Genomic DNA, 18,265 nt, shown 5'->3' on the forward strand with positions numbered 1-18,265 from the left:
GCCGCGCATGGCGTGGAAGGCGACGGGCCGGCCGGCGGGGTGGCGGCGGTGCCCGTCGCGGCGGGCGCCGTGCCGCGCGGGGCCGCGGGCGCGGCCGCGGCGGCGGCGATGGCGATCGGCGTCGCGCGGCCGTCGCCCACAGGCTCGGGCGGGGCGAAGAGGGAAGGCGCGCCGGCGAATTGCCGCGGCGGCGGCAGGCGGCGCTCCATCTCGGACGGGCGGACGAACTGCGTCGGCGCCATGGGCTCGAGCGGCAGGTGCCGCTGCGCGACCTGGCGCAGCCGGTCCGGCTCGTTCAGCAGCGCCCATTCGGCGCGCAGCACCTGGGTGCGTTCGCGCGCCTGCTCGGTGCGGCGGTTGATGTCGCGCAGTTCGCGGTCGAGCTGCGAGACGGAATGCTTCACCTGATACAGCCAGAGGCCCGCGCCGGCGGCGGCGGCGAGCGTGAGCAGCGTCACGGGGCGGATCATGCCGCTTCCTCCAGTCTTTCCATGGCGCGCAGCCGTGCGGAGCGCGCGCGGGGATTGTCGTCGGTCTCGGCCTTGCCGGGGCGCAGGGCGCGGGGTGTCAGGATGCGGAAGCGCGGCGGCGCGGCGGCGCGCAGCGCGCCCGGGTCGTGGCGGGATGCGCCGCCGGCGCGGCCCGTGGCTTCGGCCATGAAGCGCTTGGCGATGCGGTCTTCCAGCGAATGGAAGGCGACGACCACGAGCCGCCCGCCGGGCGCGAGCAGCGCGGCGGCGGCGGCGAGCCCGCGCTCCACCTCGCCGAGCTCGTCGTTCACGGCCAGCCGCAGCGCCTGGAAGGCGCGCGTCGCGCCGTCGATGCCCGACGGGTCGCGCGGCACCTTGGATCGTACCAGCGCGGCGAGGTCGCCGGTCGTCTCGAAGCGCTGTTCCGCCCGCCGCGCGACGATGGCCTTGGCGATGCGCCGCGCGAAGCGTTCCTCGCCCAGGTGGAAGAGGATGTCGGCGAGCTCGGCCTCGGGCAGCGTGTTCACGAGGTCGGCGGCGGACGGCCCCGACTTCTCCATGCGCATGTCGAGCGGGCCTTCGGCGCGGAAGGAGAAGCCGCGCTCGGCCTGGTCGAGCTGGAAGGAGGAGACGCCGAGATCCATCACCACCCCGTCCAGCGCGGTGACGCCGCGCGCGGAGAGGTGGTCGAGCATCTCGCCGAAGCGGCCTTCGATGAGGGTCAGGCGGGGGGCAAAGCGGGCGGCGAGGGCGGCGCCGCGGGCGATCGCGTCGGGGTCGCGATCCATCGCGAACAGGGTGCAGCGCGGCGCGGCCTCGAGGATCGCGCGGGCATAGCCGCCGCCGCCGAAGGTGCAGTCGAGATAGGCGGCGTCGTCACGGGGGGCGAGCGTCGCCAGCACTTCCTGGAGCATGACGGGGAGGTGGCCGGCGTTCATCGCGCCTCTCCGTCCGGGCGGGGGGCGGGGAGGGTGAGCTTGAAGTCGCGGGCGCGGGCGCGGGCTTCGCGGATATGCGCGACGGCGCGGTCGGTGTCCCAGATCTGGAAGCAGCGGTTGGCGCCGATGAAGGACACGGCTTCGGACAGGCCGGCCTCGGCGACGATCTCCTCGGGCAGGACGATGCGGCCCTCGCCGTCCGGGCGGGCGGGATGGGCCGAGGCGAAGAGCGCGGCGGCGAGGTTGTCGGCGGTGTCCGAGAAGACGTCGAGGTCGCCGTGGCGCGCGGAGATGGTGGCGAAGGTGCTCGCCGGCCAGGCCTCGATGCAGGGATGGCGGAAGGAGGGGAACAGCACGATGTCGGGGCTGCCGAGGGCCTCGAGCACGGCACGGAAGGACGCAGGGACCGAGATGCGGCCCTTCTTGTCCAACTTGCCCTTGTGCGTGCCCAGGAACTGGGTCATCGCCCCCCACGTGCGGCCGAAAACTGCCGCGTGTCCCTGCTGTTCCGGCCCGGATCAGCGGCCGGCGGGGCCCCCCGACCCCGCCGGCTCGCCCGACCATCCCGACCTGGATCCCGCTCGCCCCCCCGAGCGCATTGGGATCCTCACGGGATGCCATGGGATAACACGGGAAAATCTGGGACGACAAGGGATAAAGAAGATCGCGCCGCGAAGTGTTGCACGAAAAACACCGAGATTACCGATGCTTGCCGGCAAAGCCTGCCTTGGTGAATCAGCAAAGACCATGGAAATCCTCGCGAGCGACGCCATGCTCCCCGCCAGGAGGACCGCCATGCGCCGTTTCGCCGCCCTTTTCGCCCTGCCGTTCCTGGCCGCACCGGCGCTCGCGCAGCCGCCGGCAGCGCCCGGTGTTCCCTATGCCGCGGCGCGGCAGGCGCTGCTCGCCGCGGGCTGGGAACCGCTGCGCGTGCCCGATGCCGACCGCTGCGCCCCGCGCGATGCGCGCTGCGAGGGACGGCCGGAAATGGTCGCCTGCGCCGGCACGGGCCTCGCGCCCTGCGCCTTCGCCTGGCGCCGCGGCGCGGAGGAGATCGAGGTGCTGACGACGGGGCCGGACACCATCGTGACCGGCACGCGCCAGCGCCTGCGCTGATGCTTGGAAAGGTGGCGCCAGACGGCCTGTAAGCCGGGTTCTGTCATGCCCGTTGCCGGGCAAGGACGGCCATTCCTCTGGAACCCGCATCGCTGCGGGCTTCGCGCGGCCAACCCGGGCGGAAGGGCGGGACCGCCCCTGCGTCAGCGCCTTTCGGCGCCTCGCCGTCCGCCCCTATTCGGCCTTGCTCCCGGTGGGGTTTGCCGTGCCGCCGCCGTTGCCGGAAGCGCGGTGGGCTCTTGCCCCACCGTTTCACCCTTGCCCGCGGGCCTTGCGGCGCGCGGGCGGTCTGTTCTCTGTGGCACTTTCCCTGGGGTCGCCCCCGCCGGTCGTTGACCGGCACCGTAGTCCCGTGGAGCCCGGACTTTCCTCCAGCCCGCGATCGCTCGCGGGCCAGCGGCCGCCCGGCCGTCTGACGCCGCGGGCCTGATGCGCCCCGGGGCGGGTGGCGTCAAGCGCGCCGGGAAACGACTTCACGAAACCGTGAGTCCACCCCTTGCCGCCCGTCGCCCGCCGCGCCCCAATGCGCGCGCAACCGCACGGGGACACGCCATGATCCGCATCCTTACCATCGACATCCCGCGCATCCTTCTCGCGCTGCTGTTCCTGGTCGGCGCGGCCAACGGCTTCGCCTGGATCATCACCGGGCAGGACCTGTTCCACCCGCCCACCAGCGAGGCGGGGCTGCGCTTCGAAGCCGCGCTGCGCGACAGCGGCTTCCTCTGGCCGCTGATGAAGACGATCGACCTCGTCGCCGGGCTGATGCTGCTGACCAACCGCGCGCCCGCCCTCGCGCTGCTGATGCTGCTGCCGATCATCACCGTGATCGTGCTGTTCCACCTGGTGCTGAACCCGGGCGGGCTGCCGATCGCCGGCGTGCTGGCCGTGCTGACGGCGATGCTGCTGTTCGCCTGGCGGGACCGCTACGCGCCGCTGCTGCGCTGACCGCGCCTTCAGCCCGCCGGGCGGCGCGCGAAGGCGAGGCCGAGGCCAAGGGCGACCATCGCCGCGCCGGAGGCCTCCCGCAGCCGCCGCACCAGGCCCGGACGCGCCGCCGCGCCGTCGCGGATGCCGCCCGCGGCGAAGGCGACCACGACATCGGCCAGCGTGTTCAGCACGACCGAGACGAAGCCCAGCACCACGAACTGCAGCGCGACGCTGCCCTGCGCCGGATCGACGAATTGCGGCACGAAGGCGAGGAAGAAGGCCGCCGTCTTGGGGTTCAGCGCCTCCACCACCACGCCCTCCCGGAAGGCGCGGCGCGGGCCGATCGGCGGCGCGCCCGGCCCGCCCGCGAGCATCGCCGCGCCATCCCGCCGCGCGGCGAGGATGGTGCGCGCCCCGATCCAGACGAGATAGGCGGCCCCCGCGAGCTTCAGCGCGGTGAACATCTCGGCGCTTGCCAGCACGATCGCCGAGACGCCGAGCGCACCCGCCAGCACATGCGCCATGCCGCCGAGGCCGGTGCCGAAGCTGGACGCCAGGCCCTCCGCGCGGCCACCCGCGAGCGTGCGCGCGGCGACGTAGAAGATGCCGGGGCCGGGCGTGACGGCGAGCAGCAGGGCGGCGGCGAAGTACAGGGCGAGTTGGGTCGGGTCGATCATGGCTTGCAGCGATAGGTCATCGCATCGCCGGATGCGAGAGGGGCGCCGCCCCTCTCGCGCTCTCCCCGCCAAGGGCCGAAAGGCCCTTGGAACCCGTCACCGTCAGGCACGGCAAGCGGCGGCGACGGCGGCGAGGCGGGCGCGCGTCGGCGCATCCGCGATGCCGTCGGCACGGCCGGGCAGCCAGTGGCGCTGGAAGGCGGTGACCAGCACGGGCAAGGGCAGGTCGTCCCGGTAGCCGATCTCGCGCAGCAGCGGCAGCACCGCATCCGCATCCGCCGGCGCGGGATCGCGCCCGGGCCACACCCCGACGCCGTTGCGCGCCAGGCCCTCCCAGTCGAACAACTCGCCGGGATCCTCCTTGCGGTCGGGGGCGACGTCGCTGTGCGCCACCACGTTGCGGGCCGGGATCGGGTGGCGCGCGAGGATGTCGAGGCAGAGGTCGCACACCGCGGCCATCTGCAGGGCGGGGAAGTCGCGATAGCCCCATTCATGGCCGGGGTTCACGATCTCGATCCCGATCGAGCGCGCGTTCAGCCCGGAATGCCCCCGCCAATGGGAGATGCCGGCATGGAAGGCGCGGCGCGCTTCCGGCACCAGGCGGAAGACCGCGCCGTCTTCCTCGACCACATAATGGGAGGAGACCTTCGCCGCCGGGTCGCGCAGCCGCGCGATCGCCTCCGCCCCCGTGCGCATGCCGGTGTAGTGCAGCACCAGCATGTCGATGGGCACGCCTTCGGGGCGGTCGTCCTGGTTCGGGCTGGGCGCGTCGAGGATCCGCAAGGTCAGAGGCCGCGCTCGCGCCTGCGCGGCCGTTCCGCGAAGGCTGCGTGGGACCGCGCGGTGTCCGTCACAGGCCGCGCTCGCGCTTGATCCGGTCCCCAAGGTCGCGCCTGCGCGGCCGTTCCGCGAAGGCTGCGTGGGACCGCGCGGTGTCCGTCACAGGCCGCGCTCGCGCTTGATGCGGTCCCCAAGGTCGCGCCTGCGCGGCCGTTCCAGGAAGGCTGCGTGGGACCGCGCGGTGTCCGTCACAGGCCGCGCTCGCGCTTGATGCGGTCCCCAAGGCCGCGCTTGCGCGGCCGTTCCTTGAAGGCTGCGTGGGACCGCGCGGTGTCCGTCACAGGCCGCGCTCGCGCTTGATGCGGTCCCACGCCGCGTTGATCTCGGCCACCTTCGACGTCGCGCGCTTGACGAATTCCTCCGGCACGCCGCGCGCGGCCAGCGTGTCCGGGTGGTTCTCCCGCATCAATTGCCGCCAGGCGGCGCGGATCTGCTCGTCGGAGGCTTCCCGCGTCAGCCCCAGCACGGGGTAGGGGTCTTCCATCTGCTGCGCGGGGGCGCCGCGCGGCGCGCCGCCCTTGGCGCGCTCCCACGCCGCGGCGTCCAGGCCGAAGCGGCCATGGATGCCGCGCAGCATGTCGCCCTCGGACTTCGTCACCGCGCCGTCGGCGCGCGCGATGCGCACCAGCGCGGCCAGCACGTCCTCGAGCAGCGCCTTGTTGTCGGCGAAGGTCTCGCCGAGCTTCTCGGCGAAGGGCTCCCAGCCCTCGGCGGTTTCCCGCGCCTGGTCGAACAGGCGGCCGACGTCGCGCGCGCCTTCCTCCGGCACGCGGAACAGCTGGCGGAAGGCCTCGATCTCGGCCCGCTTCACCGGCCCGTCCACCTTGGCGAGCTTCGCCGCGAGCACGACGACGGAGAAGGAGAAAAGGTTCTCCTTGCCGCCCAGCATATGGACCATGTCGGCGGCATTGGGCGGGATGCGCCCCGCGCCCGGCATCGCGCCCTGGTCGGCGGCATGGCCCAGCGCCGCGCCCACCATGGCGCCGAACGGCCCGCCCATGGCGAAACCCGCCATGCTGCCGAGGATCTTCCCCCAGAATCCCAAAGCGCTCTCCTTCGCCGCCCCTGCTAGCACAGGGCGGGCGGGTGCGTCAGGGCGCCTTGCCGCCCGCCCGGGGCGTCTCTATTGCCAGGGGGAACGGGCCGCCGGCGCGGGGCGCGCGGCCGCAACGGGGGCATCTTCATGGCCGGCTGGCAGTTCTGGATCGATCGCGGCGGCACCTTCACCGACATCGTCGCGCGCGACCCGGATGGGCGCCTGTCCACCCGCAAGCTGCTGTCGGAGAACCCGGAGCGCTACCGCGACGCCGCCGTCGCCGGCATCCGGGAGACGCTGGGCCTGCCCCCCGGCGCGCCCATCCCGCCCGGCACGATCGAGGCGGTGAAGATGGGCACCACCGTCGCCACCAACGCGCTGCTGGAACGCAAGGGCGAACGGGTGCTGCTGCTGGTCAACCGCGGCTTCGCCGACATGCTGCGCATCGGCAACCAGGCGCGGCCGCGGCTGTTCGACCTCGATGTGCGCCTGCCCGAATTGCTGCATGAACGCGTGGCCGAGATCGGCGGCCGCGTCGCGGTGGACGGGACCGAGATCGAGCCGCTGGACGAGGATGCCGCGCGCGCGGCGCTGCGCGCGGCCCATGCGGATGGAATTCGCGCCGTCGCGATCGTGCTGATGCATGCCTGGGCGCATCCGGCGCATGAGCGGCGCCTGGGCGAGATCGCGCGGGCGGAAGGCTTCCCGCAGGTCTCGCTGAGCCATGCGGCGAGCCCGCTGCCGCGCATCGTCCCGCGCGGGGATACCAGCGTGGTCGATGCCTATCTCTCGCCCGTGCTGCGCCGCTATGTCGAACAGGTCGCCGCCGAACTGCCGGGCGTGCGGCTGTACTTCATGCAGTCCAATGGCGGGCTGACCGAAGCCGGGCGCTTCCAGGGCAAGGATGCGATCCTGTCCGGCCCGGCCGGCGGCATCGTCGGCGCGGCGCGCACCGCGGCGATGGGCGGGTTCGAGCGCATCATCGGCTTCGACATGGGCGGCACCAGCACCGATGTCGCGCTCTATGCCGGGGAGTTCGAGCGCGCCTTCGAGACCGAGGTCGCCGGCGTGCGCATGCGCGCGCCGATGATGGCGATCAACACCGTCGCCGCCGGCGGCGGATCGATCCTGCATTTCGACGGCGCGCGCATGCGCGTGGGGCCCGACAGCGCGGGCGCCGTGCCGGGCCCGGCCTGCTATCGCCGCGGCGGGCCGCTGACGGTCACCGACGCGAATGTCATGGTGGGCAAGATCCAGCCCGCGCATTTCCCGTCCATCTTCGGACCGAAGGGCGACCAGCCGCTGGATGCCGGGGTGGTGCGGGAGAAATTCGCCGCGCTGGCCGAGGAGATCGCGCGCGCCACCGGCACGCAGCAGGATGCGCGGCAGGTCGCCGAGGGCTTCCTGCGCATCGCGGTGGCCAACATGGCGAACGCCATCAAGCAGGTGAGCATCCAGAAGGGCCACGACGCGACGCGCTTCGCGCTGCAATGCTTCGGCGGCGCGGGCGGGCAGCATGCCTGCCTCGTGGCCGATGCGCTCGGCATGGAGACGGTGTTCATCCACCCCTTCGCCGGCGTGCTCTCGGCCTACGGGATGGGCCTCGCCGACCAGGCGGCGATCCGCGAGGGCGCGGTGGAGGCGCCGCTTTCGCCCGCGGGCATGGACGGCCTCGCCGCGCGGCTCGACGCGCTGGCCGCCGAGGGGCGCGCGGAGCTCGAGCGCCAGGGTGCCGACCCGGCGCGTATCGCCGTCGCGCGCCGGCTGCATCTTCGCTACGCCGGGACGGATTCCTTCCTGCCCGTCCCCTTCGGTCCGCATGCCGAGGTCCTGGCCGCCTTCACCGAGGCCCATCGCCGCCGCTTCGGCTTCGCCACGCCGGAGCGCCAGGTGGTGGTGGAAGCCTGCATCGCGGAAGTCACCATGCCGGGCGAGCGCGTGGCCGAGCCGAGCCTGCCGCCGCGCGGCGAAGGCCGGCCCGCGCCGATCGACACGGTCGAGATGTTCTGCGACGGCGCGGCGCGCGCCGCGCCGCTGTTCGACCGCGACGCGCTGCTCGCCGGCGACGCGATCCCCGGCCCGGCCCTGATCCGGGAGGCGAATGCGACGACGGTGGTCGAGCCGGGCTGGACGGCGGAGCTGACCGCGCGCGACCACCTCGTGCTGCGGCGGACGGAACAGCGCGCGGCCGCGCGGCTTGCCGACGCGTCGCGGCCCGACCCGGTGATGCTGGAACTGTTCAACAACCTGTTCATGAACGTCGCCGAGCAGGCGGGCGCGGTGCTGCAGAACACCTCGCTGTCGGTGAACATCAAGGAACGGCTCGACTTCTCCTGCGCCATCTTCGACGCGACGGGCGCGCTGGTGGCCAATGCGCCGCATGTGCCGGTGCATCTGGGCGCGATGGGGGAGAGCGTGCGCACCGTGATCCGTTCCCGCGGCGCGACGCTGAAGCCGGGCGACGTGGTGGCGCTGAACAACCCGTCCAATGGCGGCACGCACCTGCCCGACGTCACGGTCATCACCCCCGTCTTCGATGCGGTGGGGCGGGAGGTGCTGTTCTTCGTGGGTTCGCGCGGCCACCACGCCGATATCGGCGGGCTGACGCCGGGGTCCACGCCGCCCGGGTCCCGCACGCTGGAGGAGGAGGGCGTCGTCATCGACGACTTCCTGCTGGTCGATGGCGGCGTGTTCCGCGAGGCGGGGTTCCGCACCCTGCTCGGCGCCGCGCGCTACCCCGCGCGCAGCCCGGACGTGAACGTCGCCGACATCAAGGCGCAGGTCGCATCGAACGAGAAGGCGGTGCAGGAACTGCAGCGCGCCGTCGCCGAATTCGGCCTGCCCACCGTGCGCGCCTACATGAAGCACGTGATGGACAATGCCGAGGAAAGCGTCCGGCGCGTGCTGGAACGCCTGCCGGACGGCGCCTTCGCCACCACCATCGACGACGGCGCGCCGCTGCGCGTGGCCGTACGCGTGGACCATGCCAACCGCCGCGCGGTGATCGACTTCACCGGCACGGGGCCGCAGCGGCCGGACAATTTCAACGCGCCGTCGGCCGTGTGCCGCGCCGTGGTGCTGTACTGCTTCCGCTGCCTGGTGGGGGAGGACATTCCCCTCAACGACGGCTGCCTCAAGCCGCTGGAGATTGTGATCCCCGAGGGCACCTTCCTCAGCCCCCGCCCCGGCGCGGCCGTGGTCGCGGGCAACACGGAAGTCTCGCAGATGACCTGCAACGCGGTGCTCGCCGCGCTGGGCGCCTGCGCCTCCGCCCAGGCGACGATGAACAACGTGTTGTTCGGCGACGCGACCTACCAGTACTACGAGACGGTCTGCGGCGGCATCGGCGCCGGCCCTGGTTTCAACGGCGCGGGCCCGGTGCAGACGCACATGACCAACACCCGCATGACCGATCCCGAGATCCTCGAACTGCGCTACCCGGTGCGGCTGGAGGAATTCGCGATCCGCCGCGGCTCGGGCGGCGCGGGGCAGTGGCGCGGCGGCGACGGGTCCCGCCGGCGCATCCGCTTCCTGCGCCCGATGGAAGCGGTCATCGTCGCCTCCCGCCGCACCGTCGCGCCGCATGGCATGCAGGGCGGGGCGGATGGCGCGGCCGGGCGGCAATGGGTCGAGCGCGCCGACGGCACCGTCCAGGTCCTGAAGGGCAGCGACCGCGCCAGCCTCGCGCCGGGCGAGGTCTTCGGGCTGGAGACGCCGGGCGGCGGCGGCTGGGGAGCGGCCGGCGGGTGACGACGCGGCGGCGCCTCATCCTCCTGCTCGGCCTGCCGGCGCTGCTGCTGCTGGCGGCCTGGGTCGGCCCGCGCCTGCTGGACTGGGAGGCGCGGCGCGACCAGGTCGCTGCCATCGCCAGCGCGCGGCTCGGCCGGAGCGTGGCGCTCGACGGGCCGCTGCGGCTGACCCTGCTGCCCCAGCCGATGATCGAGGCGCAGAGCGTGCGCGTCGGCGCGGCGGATCCGGAGGAGATCGGCGTCGCCGCGCGCGCCCTGCGGCTGAGCCTCGGCCTCGGCGCGCTGCTCGGCGGGCGAATCGAGCCGCGCGAGCTGGTGCTCGTCGGCGCCGAGATCCGCCTGCCCTGGCCGCCCGCGAGCGTCGGCGCGCTGCGCCCGCCGCCCTGGCTGACGGGCTTCGACGCGCGCATCGAGAACAGCCGCGTCGCGGTCGGGGGCGCGGTGCTGGAAGGCGTCGATGCGCGCCTCGCCGCGCCCGGCCCGCTCGATGCGGTGCGCACGGAAGGCAGCTTCACCCTGCGCGGCGCGCCGGTGCGGTTCGAGGCGGTGGTCGGACGGCCCGGCTTCGACGGCGCGGCGACGCTCGATGTCTCCATGGCCCTCGGCGCGGCGAGCGTGACCGCGCGCGGCGTGCTGGTGGGGGAGGACGGCTTCGAGGGCCGGATCGAGGCCGGCGGGCCCGACCTCGCCGCGCTGCTCGCCGCCCCGGCGGGCCCCTTCCGCGCCAGCGGCCGCATGCGCGTGACGGCGGAGGTCGCGGCGGCGGACGACCTCGCGCTCGATTTCGGGGGCGTCACCGGGCGCGGCGCGGCGACCTTCCGCTTCGCCCCTGCGCCGCGGCTCGACCTCGCCCTCGCGCTCGCGCGGCTCGACATCGATGCCTGGGTGGCCGCGCTGCGCGGCGCCGCCGCCCCGCCGCTGCCGCTCGGCCTCGATCTGTCCGCCGAGGTCGCGACCTTCCGCGGCGCGACGCTGCGCCGGCTGCGCGGCGGCGTGTTCCGGGAGGAAGACCGGATCTCGCTGACCGACCTGTCCGCCCTGCTGCCCGGCGAGGCCGAGGTCGAGGGCGCGGGCGCGACGGCGGGGGACAGGCTCGAGCTCGGCCTGCGCTTCGCCGGGGGCAATCTGCGCGCGACGCTCGCCGCCTTCGGGCTGGGGCTGGAGCAGTCCGACCCGGCTCGGCTGCGCGGCTTCGACGGGCGGGCGCGGCTGGTGCTGGAAGCGGCGCAGCTCGGCGTGCCGGAATTTGCCGCGAACATCGATGGCAGCCAGGTCAGCGGCGCGGGCGTGCTGCGCTTCGGCGCGCGGCCGGCGCTCGGGCTCGGGCTCACCTTCGACCGGCTGGACCTCGATGGCGTGATGCCGCCGGGCGCCGCCTGGTCCGCCGTGCTGGCCGGCGCGCCGGCGATCGACGCCAATCTGCGCCTCGCCGCCGAGCGGCTGCGCTGGGGCGGGATCGAGGCGACCCAGGCCGCGCTGGACGCGGCGGCGGAGAACGGGCGGATCGCGCTGCGCCGCGGCTCCGCGCGGGTCGGCGGCGCCGACCTGGTGCTCGCCGGCACGCTCGCCACGGGGGCCGCGCCGCGCCTGGGCGACCTGGTGCTCGAAGCGGTCGCGGGCGCGGACAGCGCCTTCGCCGTGCCGCTGGCGCGCTGGGTGACGGTGCCGCGCGGGCTCGCCGCGCTGCCGCTGCGCCTGCGGCTGGCCGGCGGCGGGCCGCTCGACGCGCTGGCGCTGGCGGGGGAACTGGAATTCGGCGAACTCCGCGCCGAGGGGCAGGCCAGCCTGAACCTTCCCCAGTCGCGCTTCGGCGGCAATGTCACGCTGCGGCACCCCGGCGCGCCGCGGCTCGCGCTGCAGCTCGGCGCGGCGGAACCGCCGGCCTGGCTGGGGGAGGGATCCTTCTCCCTGATCGCCGCGGTCGCGGGCGGGCCCGGCACGATCCAGGCCGACAACCTGGAACTGGTCGCCGGCGGGCTGCGCGCACGCGGGCAGGTCGGCGTCGCGCTCGGCGGCGCGCGGCCGCGCCTGACGGGCCGCATCGCGGCGGAACGCCTGCCGCTGCCGGACCTCGCGCTGCGCGATTCCGACCCGCTCGGCTTCGGCGTGCTCGGCGCGGTGGATGCCGAGATGGAGGTGGAGGCGGCCGAACTCGTCGCGCCCGACCTGCCGGTGCTGGAACAGGTGGGCGCGCGGCTGCGGCTTGCGAACGGGCGGCTGGCGCTGGAGGGCCTGCGCGCGCGGCTCGGCGGCGGAACGGTGGATGGCGCGCTCGCGCTCGACGTGGCCGCGCAGCCGCCGGTGCTCTCGGGCGCGCTGGGGCTGGCCGGGGCGACGCTGCGCGCGCCGCTGTTCGGGCTGCCCTTCGACCTGGCCTCCGGGCGCATCGAGGCGCAGGGCCGCTTCTCGGCGAGCGGCCACGCGCCGGCGGCGCTGCTCGCGACGCTGTCGGGCGATGGGCGGCTGGCGCTGCGCGACGGGGTGCTCGCCGGCGTCGCGCTCGGCGCGGTCGCGAGTGCCGCCGCGCTCGAGGATCCGGTCCTGGCCGAACAGGGCGTGCGGGCGGGGCTGGAAGGCGGCGCGACGGCGGTCGAGCGGCTGGAGGGCGGCTGGCGCGCCGCCGCCGGCCTGGTCGCGCTGGATGGCATGCGCATCGCGGGGGAAGGCGGCGTGTCGGGGGAGGTGGAAGGCAGCCTCGACCTGCTGCGCGGCAGCCTCGACCTGCGCTTCGCGGTGCAGCCGACGCCGGCGGAAGCGCCGCCGATCGGGCTGCGCGTGACCGGCCCCGCCACCGCGCCGCGCCGCCAGCCGGAAGTGGCGGCCTGGGCGCGCTGGCGCGCGGAACGCTGACGCGCGGTTCAGCGCGCCGCGGCGCGGTCCAGCGCGAAGACGCGCAGCGTGCTGGCGAGCGGCGCCCCGCCTTCCGCCCGCCCGGCATCCAGTTCGGCGATCAGCGCGGCGAGGCTCGACCCACGCTCCCGCGCCGCGGCTTCGAGCGCCGCCCAGAAGGCGGGTTCCAGCGCGACCGAGGTGCGGTGCCCGGCCAGGCTGAAGGACCGCTTTTCCAGATGCGGCTTCATCCGCCGGCGAGCGTCGCGCCGGGGCGGATCATCTCCTCCGGCCGCACCCAGCGGTCGAATTCCTCCGCGGTGACGTGGCCGAGGCGGATGGCCGCGTCCTTCAGCGTCAGGTCCTCGGCCAGGGCGAGCTTGGCGATCGCGACCGCGCGGTCATAGCCGATGCGCGGGTTGAGCGCGGTGACGAGCATCAGCGACTTCGCCACCTGGTCGGCGATGCGCGCGCGGTTCGGTTCGAGCTTCGCCACCATGTGCGTGGCGAAGGAGACCGCCGCGTCGCCGAGCAGCCCCGCGCTTTCCAGCACGCACTGGATGATGACGGGCTTGAAGACGTTGAGTTCCAGGTGCCCCTGCGCGCCGGCGACGGTGACGGTGGTCTGGTTGCCCATGACGCGGGCGCAGACCATGGTCAGCGCTTCCGCCTGCGTCGGGTTGGTCTTGCCGGGCATGATGGAGGAGGAGAGGCCGTCCGCCGGCACGACCAGTTCCCCGATGCCGCCGCGCGGGCCGGAGCCGAGCAGGCGGATGTCGTTGGCGATCTTGTTGAGCGAGACGGCGACGGTGTTCATCGCCCCGTGCAGCTCGACGAAGGCGTCGTGCGCGGCCATGCCCTCGGACTTGTCGGGATTGGGTGCGAACGCCTCGCCGGTGCGCGCGGCGAGGATGGCGCAGAAGGCGTCGTCGAAATCGGGGTGGCGGTTGAGCCCCGTGCCGGCCGCCGTGCCGCCCTGGGGCAGCAGCAGCAGGCGCGGGATCGCGTCCGCGATGCGGGCGACGCCGTTTTCCACCTGGCGCGCCCAGGTGGCGAAGGCGCCGCCGAGCGTGACGGGGACCGCATCCATCATGTGCGTGCGGCCGAGCTTCACGATCGACGCGTAGTCCTGCGCCTTGGCGGTCAGCGCGGCGTGCAGCGCGGCGAGGCCCGGCAGCAGCCGCGCGCGCAGGGCGGCGACGGCGGCGATGTGCATCACCGTCGGGAAGGAATCGTTGGACGACTGGCCGCGGTTGACGTGGTCGTTAGGATGGATCGGCGCGCGCGTGCCGAGCGGCTGGCCGAGCCTTTCGTTGGCGAGGTTCGCGATGACCTCGTTCGCGTTCATGTTGGTCTGGGTGCCCGATCCGGTCTGCCAGACGGGCAGGGGAAAATCCGCGTCGCGCCGGCCGGCGGCGATCTCCTCCGCCGCCGCCTTGATCGGTTCGGCGATGGCGTCGGGCAATTCGCCGAGCCGGCGGTTCGCTTCCGCCGCGGCCCATTTCTGCAGGCCGGTGGCGCGGATCACGCCGGGGTCGAGCCGCGCCTCGCCGATGCGGAACAGGGCGCGGGCGCGTTCCGTCTGCGGGCCCCAGTAGCGGTCCGCTGGGATCTCGATGGTGCCGAGGCTGTCGGTTTCGGTGCGCGTCCGGGTCATGGCGCGCATCCTACGCCTTCAGGGCGGGGCGCCGTAGGTCGAGATCTCGATCAGGTTGCCGTCAGGGTCGCGGCAATAGACCGAGGTGATGGGGCCGAGCGCGCCGTCCTTGGCGACCGGCCCCTGCGCGATGGCCACGCCGCAGCGCTGCAGGTGCGCGGCGATCTGTTCCGCGTCGACCGTGACGATGAAGCACAGATCGGCCGTGCCGGGGATGCCCCCGCCCTCGCCGGTCCACCAGTCCTGCTGCGTCGCCTCGACCGGGCGAAGGTTGATCTTCTGCCCGCCGAACTTCAGCGCGGTGCGGTTGTGCGGGCCGAACTCCTCGACATCCATCCCCAGCACGCGCTGGTACCAGGAAGCGGAGATGGTGACGTCCCGGCAGGTGATGACCAGATGGTCGAGGCGATCGACGGCGAAACGCATGTCTGTCCCCGGTGCTGCGCTGCGGCGCGTCTACACGCGGCGCGGCGGGAAGTCACGCCGGCCGGCGGGTGCGCCTGGCCGTGACCTCGATCTCGATCCTCATGGCGTCGGTCTGCAGCCCGGCATGGATCAGGGTGGATGCGGGCTTCGCCCGGCCGAGATACTTCTTCACCACCGGCCAGCAGGGTTCCCAGTCGGCGCGGTCGGGCACGATGAACAGCACGCGCACCACGTCGTCGAGCGTGGCGCCGGCCTGCGCCAGGGCGGCGGCGACGTTGCGGAAGGTCTGGTCGCATTGCGCCACGACATCCGGCTGGATCGTCATCGTCGAATAATCGTAGCCGGTGGTGCCGGAGACCCAGATGTCGTCGCCGATGACGACGGCGCGGGAGTATCCGATCTCCTCCTCGAACTTCGAGCCGGAGGAGATCAGGCGGCGTTCGGTCATGGCGCGGTCCTCATGCTGTGGTCGCACCGCCGCAGCGTTCGGGGCGATGGATGCGATCGGTGCTGGCGGGGAATTTCTCCAGCTTCGCCGCCGGGCGGATCGGCCGCGGGACGAGGTTGCCGCCGCAATTCGGGCAGAGCCCGCCGGGCAGTCGCGTGCGCGCGCAATCGACGCACCAGGTGCATTCGAAGGAACAGATCAGCGCGTCGCGGCTGTCGGGCGGCAGGTCCCGCCCGCAGCATTCGCAGTTGGGGCGAAGTGCCAGCATCAGGCCGGCGCCACGAGGCGGGAGACGAGGCGGCGCACGATCGGCAGCACCACCAGCACCGTGGGGAAGGCGATGATCCAGGAACTGATCCAGGCGATCGGCCAGGCCCCCAGCGCGAGCAGCGAGAAGCCGAGCGCCATGAAGGTCGAGACGCCCGAGATGATGATCGTCATGATCCCGGACAGGATCAGGCCCGTCACCGGCAGCGCGAAGCGGGCCGGCAGGCGTCGGTCCGCGGTCGCGCTCACTCCAGCCCCTCGTAGAAATCGTTGCCCTTGTCGTCCACCACGATGAAGGCGGGGAAGTCCTCGACCTCGATCCGCCAGACCGCCTCCATGCCGAGCTCGGGGTATTCCAGCACTTCGACCTTGCGGATGCAGTCCTGCGCCAGCCGCGCGGCGGGCCCGCCGACCGAACCGAGGTAGAAGCCGCCATACTTCTTGCAGGCGTTCAGCACGGCCTTGGAGCGGTTGCCCTTGGCCAGCATCACGAAGGACCCGCCGGCGGCCTGGAAGGCCTCCACGTAGCTGTCCATGCGCCCGGCCGTGGTCGGGCCGAAGGAGCCCGTGGCGTAGCCCGCCGGCGTCTTGGCCGGGCCCGCGTAGTAGACCGGATGGTCCTTGATGTATTGCGGCAGGCCCTGCCCGGCATCGAGCCGTTCCTGCAGCTTGGCATGCGCGATGTCGCGCGCGACCACCATGGTGCCGGTCAGCGAGACGCGCGTCTTGACCGGGTATTTCGAGAGCGTCGCGCGGATCTGGTCCATCGGCTGGTTGAGGTCGATCTTCACGACCTCCCCGCCCAGGATGTCCTCGGTGTGCTCGGGCAGGTAATGCGCCGGGTCGGCCTCGAGCTGCTCGAGGAAGACGCCATCGGCCGTGATCTTCGCCTTGATCTGCCGGTCGGCGGAGCAGGAGACGCCGATGCCGATGGGCAGCGAGGCGCCGTGGCGGGCGAGGCGGATGACGCGCACGTCGTGGCAGAAATACTTGCCGCCGAACTGCGCCCCGATGCCGAGATTTTGCGTCAGCTTGTGGATCTCGGCCTCCAGCTCCGGGTCGCGGATGGCGTGGCCGGCCTTGCCGCCCTTGGTCGGCAGCGCATCGAGCCAGCGCGTCGAGCCGAGCTTGACGGTCTTGAGGTTCATTTCGGCCGAGGTGCCGCCGATCACGATGGACAGGTGATAGGGCGGGCAGGCGGAGGTGCCGAGCGTCTTGATCTTCTCCTCGAGGAACGCGAGCAGCTTCGGCTTGTTCAGCACCGCGCGCGTCTGCTGGTACAGGAAGGTCTTGTTGGCCGACCCGCCGCCCTTGAGGATGAACATCAGGTGCATCTCGTCGGCGTGGTGCTCGCCGGGCTGCGCCATGATGGAGAACTCGACGGGCATGTTGTTGCCGGAGTTCACCTCCTCGAACATCCCGATCGGCGCCATCATCGAATAGCGCAGGTTGGTCTCGGTGTAGGTGCGGGCGACGCCGAAGGCCAGCGCCTCCTCCTCGTCGCCCTCGACCCAGACGCGCTGGCCCTTCTTGCCGAAGACGATGGCGTTGCCGGTGTCCTGGCACATGGGCAGCACGCCGCCGGCGGCGATGTTCGCGTTCTTGAGCAGGTCGAGTGCCACGAAGCGGTCGTTCGCGCTCGCCTCCGGGTCCTTGAGGATGTTGGCGAGCTGCTGGAGATGCCCCGGGCGCAGCAAGTGGGAGACATCGCGGCAGGCGGCGCGCGCGAGTTCGGTCAGCGTCTCCGGCTTCACCTTGAGCACGCGCTTGCCGTCGACCTCGATGGTCGACACGCCGCCGATGTCGAGCTTGCGGTAGGGCGTCGTGTCCTCGCCCAGCGGGAACATGGGGGCGTAGGCGAAGCCTTCCGGGCGGGCGGGGGCGGCGGCGTCGAGCGGCGGGGTCATGCGCAATCTCCGGGCGCGCGATATGGCGCGCGCCCGGGCGGTCTAGCGCAGCGGGGCGGGGGCCGCCAACCTCGGGCGGGCGTCAGCTTTCCTTGGCCGGCTTGCGGCGGAAGGCATCCAGGCTGACCACCTGGCCGGGCGCGGGCGGGGCGGGGGGGGCTTCCTCCTCCGCCGGCTTCGCCTCGGCCTCGGGGGCGTCCTCGAAGGGCGGGATGGCGTCGGCGCCGGTCACGGGGAAGCGCAGGCCGAAGCGCACATGCGGGTCGTGGAACATGGTCAGGGCGCCGAAGGGCACGGTCAGCCGGGACGGCACGCCGCCGAAATAGAGCGTGACGCCGAAGCGGCCCGCGGCGCGGTCCACGTTCAGGTCCTCGAACTGGTGCTGCAGGACGATGGTGATTTCCTGCGGGTAGCGCGCCTTGAGATGGCCGGGGATGGAGGTGCCCGGATGGTCGGTGCGGAAGGTCAGGTAGAAATGGTGCTCGCCGGGCAGGCCCTCGCCGGCGGCGCGCTCGATGGCGCGGATGGCGACCTCCCGCAAGGCTTCCTCGGCCCAGGCTTCGTAGGGCATAAGGCTTTCGGGCGGGGCGGCGTCGTCGCTCATGGCGCGGATGTAGGCCAGTCAAGGCGTGGAAGGGAAGTGGGGGGCTTCTGTTGCCCGGTGCCCCCCGAACCGCGCTTACCTATCTCTAGGCAGCGAGCGCCACGGTCTCGCGACCGTTGTCATTGGCACTTGTGATTTGGTCCGATGACGGCGGTACCATGCCGGGCAAAAGACGGATCTTTACCGCGCGCGTCGAGCCTGTTTCGCCCCCATCTGCCGCTGACAAGGCGGGGTGATGGTGGAGGCGCCGGGTACCGCCCCCGGGTCCGCAACGCTTATTCCATACGCCGTTTATCGCCATAGTCACCGAAGTGACGGCGCACATATAGCGCGGCGGCGCGCGGATTTCGAGCCTTTCTTGACCCTCCCCCGCC

18 protein-coding genes and 2 other RNA genes are annotated in these 18,265 nt (G+C 73.1%); 4 read left to right on the plus strand and 16 right to left on the minus strand.

Annotated elements, in window-relative coordinates:
* From ftsL to J5Y09_RS05785, 3 genes are all read right to left on the minus strand, one after another.
* Positions 1–470, minus strand: a 470-nt coding sequence (ftsL, locus tag J5Y09_RS05775; protein WP_432761232.1) for a cell division protein FtsL, incomplete at its 3' end; no start/stop codon positions are given.
* A complete protein-coding gene (gene rsmH, locus J5Y09_RS05780) occupies positions 467–1,408 on the minus strand; it encodes a 16S rRNA (cytosine(1402)-N(4))-methyltransferase RsmH (RefSeq protein ID WP_209350807.1) in 942 nt (313 codons plus the stop codon). The genes rsmH and ftsL, both read right to left, overlap by 4 nt.
* Positions 1,405–1,872 carry a division/cell wall cluster transcriptional repressor MraZ gene (locus tag J5Y09_RS05785; RefSeq protein WP_209350808.1) on the minus strand — a complete coding sequence of 156 codons (468 nt, stop codon included), beginning with the start codon at positions 1,870–1,872 and terminating at the stop codon, positions 1,405–1,407. Before J5Y09_RS05785 ends, rsmH begins: the two co-directional genes overlap by 4 nt.
* 331 nt (positions 1,873–2,203) lie before the next feature.
* Here J5Y09_RS05785 and J5Y09_RS05790 point away from each other — a divergent pair, with 331 nt between their 5' ends.
* A complete protein-coding gene (locus J5Y09_RS05790; protein WP_209350809.1) occupies positions 2,204–2,524 on the plus strand; it encodes a hypothetical protein in 321 nt (106 codons plus the stop codon).
* A gap of 13 nt (positions 2,525–2,537) precedes the next feature.
* On the opposite strand, the gene rnpB is transcribed toward J5Y09_RS05790, so the two are convergent.
* Positions 2,538–2,940, minus strand: an RNA gene (rnpB, locus tag J5Y09_RS05795) — RNase P RNA component class A.
* Between the two features lie 136 nt (positions 2,941–3,076).
* Between rnpB and J5Y09_RS05800 the strand changes: the two genes are divergently transcribed.
* On the plus strand, positions 3,077–3,469 hold the full coding sequence (locus tag J5Y09_RS05800) for a hypothetical protein (protein WP_209350810.1): 393 nt from the start codon (positions 3,077–3,079) through the stop codon (positions 3,467–3,469).
* 8 nt (positions 3,470–3,477) lie between these two features.
* Here J5Y09_RS05800 and J5Y09_RS05805 read toward each other — a convergent pair whose 3' ends face one another.
* The 3 genes from J5Y09_RS05805 to J5Y09_RS05815 all read right to left on the minus strand — a co-directional run bounded on the left by J5Y09_RS05805 (position 3,478) and on the right by J5Y09_RS05815 (position 6,013).
* The gene (locus tag J5Y09_RS05805; RefSeq protein ID WP_209350811.1) at positions 3,478–4,128 is read right to left on the minus strand and encodes a LysE family translocator; all 651 of its coding nucleotides are present in this window, start codon (positions 4,126–4,128) and stop codon (positions 3,478–3,480) included.
* Positions 4,129–4,230: 102 nt separating this feature from the next.
* Positions 4,231–4,911 carry an N-acetylmuramoyl-L-alanine amidase gene (locus J5Y09_RS05810; protein WP_490380722.1) on the minus strand — a complete coding sequence of 227 codons (681 nt, stop codon included), beginning with the start codon at positions 4,909–4,911 and terminating at the stop codon, positions 4,231–4,233.
* A 334-nt stretch (positions 4,912–5,245) separates the two neighbouring features.
* A complete protein-coding gene (locus J5Y09_RS05815) occupies positions 5,246–6,013 on the minus strand; it encodes a TerB family tellurite resistance protein (RefSeq protein WP_209350812.1) in 768 nt (255 codons plus the stop codon).
* A 138-nt stretch (positions 6,014–6,151) separates the two neighbouring features.
* Here J5Y09_RS05815 and J5Y09_RS05820 point away from each other — a divergent pair, with 138 nt between their 5' ends.
* Together J5Y09_RS05820 and J5Y09_RS24715 are read left to right on the plus strand one after the other, a co-directional pair.
* Positions 6,152–9,754, plus strand: a complete 3,603-nt coding sequence (locus tag J5Y09_RS05820; protein ID WP_209350813.1) for a hydantoinase B/oxoprolinase family protein — start codon at positions 6,152–6,154, stop codon at positions 9,752–9,754.
* A complete protein-coding gene (locus tag J5Y09_RS24715; RefSeq protein WP_209350814.1) occupies positions 9,751–12,603 on the plus strand; it encodes an AsmA family protein in 2,853 nt (950 codons plus the stop codon). The genes J5Y09_RS05820 and J5Y09_RS24715 overlap by 4 nt, the downstream gene beginning before the upstream one ends.
* 8 nt (positions 12,604–12,611) lie before the next feature.
* Here the strand turns inward: J5Y09_RS24715 and J5Y09_RS05830 are convergent, their stop codons facing one another.
* The 9 genes from J5Y09_RS05830 to ssrA all read right to left on the minus strand — a co-directional run bounded on the left by J5Y09_RS05830 (position 12,612) and on the right by ssrA (position 18,246).
* Entirely contained in the window at positions 12,612–12,833 is a 222-nt protein-coding gene (locus J5Y09_RS05830; protein WP_209350815.1) for a ribbon-helix-helix domain-containing protein, read from the minus strand.
* The gene (locus J5Y09_RS05835) at positions 12,830–14,239 is read right to left on the minus strand and encodes a class II fumarate hydratase (RefSeq protein WP_209350816.1); all 1,410 of its coding nucleotides are present in this window, start codon (positions 14,237–14,239) and stop codon (positions 12,830–12,832) included. Before J5Y09_RS05835 ends, J5Y09_RS05830 begins: the two co-directional genes overlap by 4 nt.
* A gap of 18 nt (positions 14,240–14,257) precedes the next feature.
* Positions 14,258–14,665: a VOC family protein gene (locus tag J5Y09_RS05840; protein WP_209350817.1), complete on the minus strand. Its 408-nt coding sequence runs from the start codon at positions 14,663–14,665 to the stop codon at positions 14,258–14,260.
* Between the two features lie 52 nt (positions 14,666–14,717).
* Positions 14,718–15,113 carry a RidA family protein gene (locus J5Y09_RS05845; RefSeq protein WP_209350818.1) on the minus strand — a complete coding sequence of 132 codons (396 nt, stop codon included), beginning with the start codon at positions 15,111–15,113 and terminating at the stop codon, positions 14,718–14,720.
* A 10-nt stretch (positions 15,114–15,123) separates the two neighbouring features.
* Positions 15,124–15,381 carry a DUF1272 domain-containing protein gene (locus J5Y09_RS05850; RefSeq protein WP_209350819.1) on the minus strand — a complete coding sequence of 86 codons (258 nt, stop codon included), beginning with the start codon at positions 15,379–15,381 and terminating at the stop codon, positions 15,124–15,126.
* The gene (locus tag J5Y09_RS24245; protein WP_209350820.1) at positions 15,381–15,629 is read right to left on the minus strand and encodes a DUF2798 domain-containing protein; all 249 of its coding nucleotides are present in this window, start codon (positions 15,627–15,629) and stop codon (positions 15,381–15,383) included. The genes J5Y09_RS05850 and J5Y09_RS24245 overlap by 1 nt, the downstream gene beginning before the upstream one ends.
* On the minus strand, positions 15,626–17,287 hold the full coding sequence (locus tag J5Y09_RS05860; RefSeq protein ID WP_280845216.1) for a fumarate hydratase: 1,662 nt from the start codon (positions 17,285–17,287) through the stop codon (positions 15,626–15,628). Before J5Y09_RS05860 ends, J5Y09_RS24245 begins: the two co-directional genes overlap by 4 nt.
* A gap of 82 nt (positions 17,288–17,369) precedes the next feature.
* Entirely contained in the window at positions 17,370–17,891 is a 522-nt protein-coding gene (locus J5Y09_RS05865; protein WP_209350821.1) for an SspB family protein, read from the minus strand.
* A gap of 35 nt (positions 17,892–17,926) precedes the next feature.
* Positions 17,927–18,246: a transfer-messenger RNA gene (ssrA, locus tag J5Y09_RS05870) on the minus strand.
* Between the last annotated feature and the right edge of the window lie 19 nt (positions 18,247–18,265).

The sequence above is a fragment of the Roseomonas nitratireducens genome (assembly GCF_017813355.1).
In the GTDB taxonomy this organism is placed as follows: Bacteria; Pseudomonadota; Alphaproteobacteria; order Acetobacterales; family Acetobacteraceae; genus Neoroseomonas; species Neoroseomonas nitratireducens.

Bases quoted from the DNA above. Each gene is read 5' to 3' on its own strand.
- J5Y09_RS05800 (WP_209350810.1), top strand. From the start codon at position 3,077: ATGATCCGCATCCTTACCATCGACATCCCGCGCATCCTTCTCGCGCTG.
- J5Y09_RS05820 (WP_209350813.1), top strand. From the start codon at position 6,152: ATGGCCGGCTGGCAGTTCTGGATCGATCGCGGCGGCACCTTCACCGAC.
- J5Y09_RS05860 (WP_280845216.1), bottom strand. From the start codon at position 17,287: ATGACCCCGCCGCTCGACGCCGCCGCCCCCGCCCGCCCGGAAGGCTTC.
- J5Y09_RS05785 (WP_209350808.1), bottom strand. From the start codon at position 1,872: ATGACCCAGTTCCTGGGCACGCACAAGGGCAAGTTGGACAAGAAGGGC.
- J5Y09_RS05790 (WP_209350809.1), top strand. From the start codon at position 2,204: ATGCGCCGTTTCGCCGCCCTTTTCGCCCTGCCGTTCCTGGCCGCACCG.
- J5Y09_RS05830 (WP_209350815.1), bottom strand. From the start codon at position 12,833: ATGAAGCCGCATCTGGAAAAGCGGTCCTTCAGCCTGGCCGGGCACCGC.
- J5Y09_RS05865 (WP_209350821.1), bottom strand. From the start codon at position 17,891: ATGAGCGACGACGCCGCCCCGCCCGAAAGCCTTATGCCCTACGAAGCC.
- J5Y09_RS05845 (WP_209350818.1), bottom strand. From the start codon at position 15,113: ATGACCGAACGCCGCCTGATCTCCTCCGGCTCGAAGTTCGAGGAGGAG.
- J5Y09_RS05850 (WP_209350819.1), bottom strand. From the start codon at position 15,381: ATGCTGGCACTTCGCCCCAACTGCGAATGCTGCGGGCGGGACCTGCCG.
- J5Y09_RS05835 (WP_209350816.1), bottom strand. From the start codon at position 14,239: ATGACCCGGACGCGCACCGAAACCGACAGCCTCGGCACCATCGAGATC.
- J5Y09_RS05805 (WP_209350811.1), bottom strand. From the start codon at position 4,128: ATGATCGACCCGACCCAACTCGCCCTGTACTTCGCCGCCGCCCTGCTG.
- J5Y09_RS05840 (WP_209350817.1), bottom strand. From the start codon at position 14,665: ATGCGTTTCGCCGTCGATCGCCTCGACCATCTGGTCATCACCTGCCGG.
- rsmH (WP_209350807.1), bottom strand. From the start codon at position 1,408: ATGAACGCCGGCCACCTCCCCGTCATGCTCCAGGAAGTGCTGGCGACG.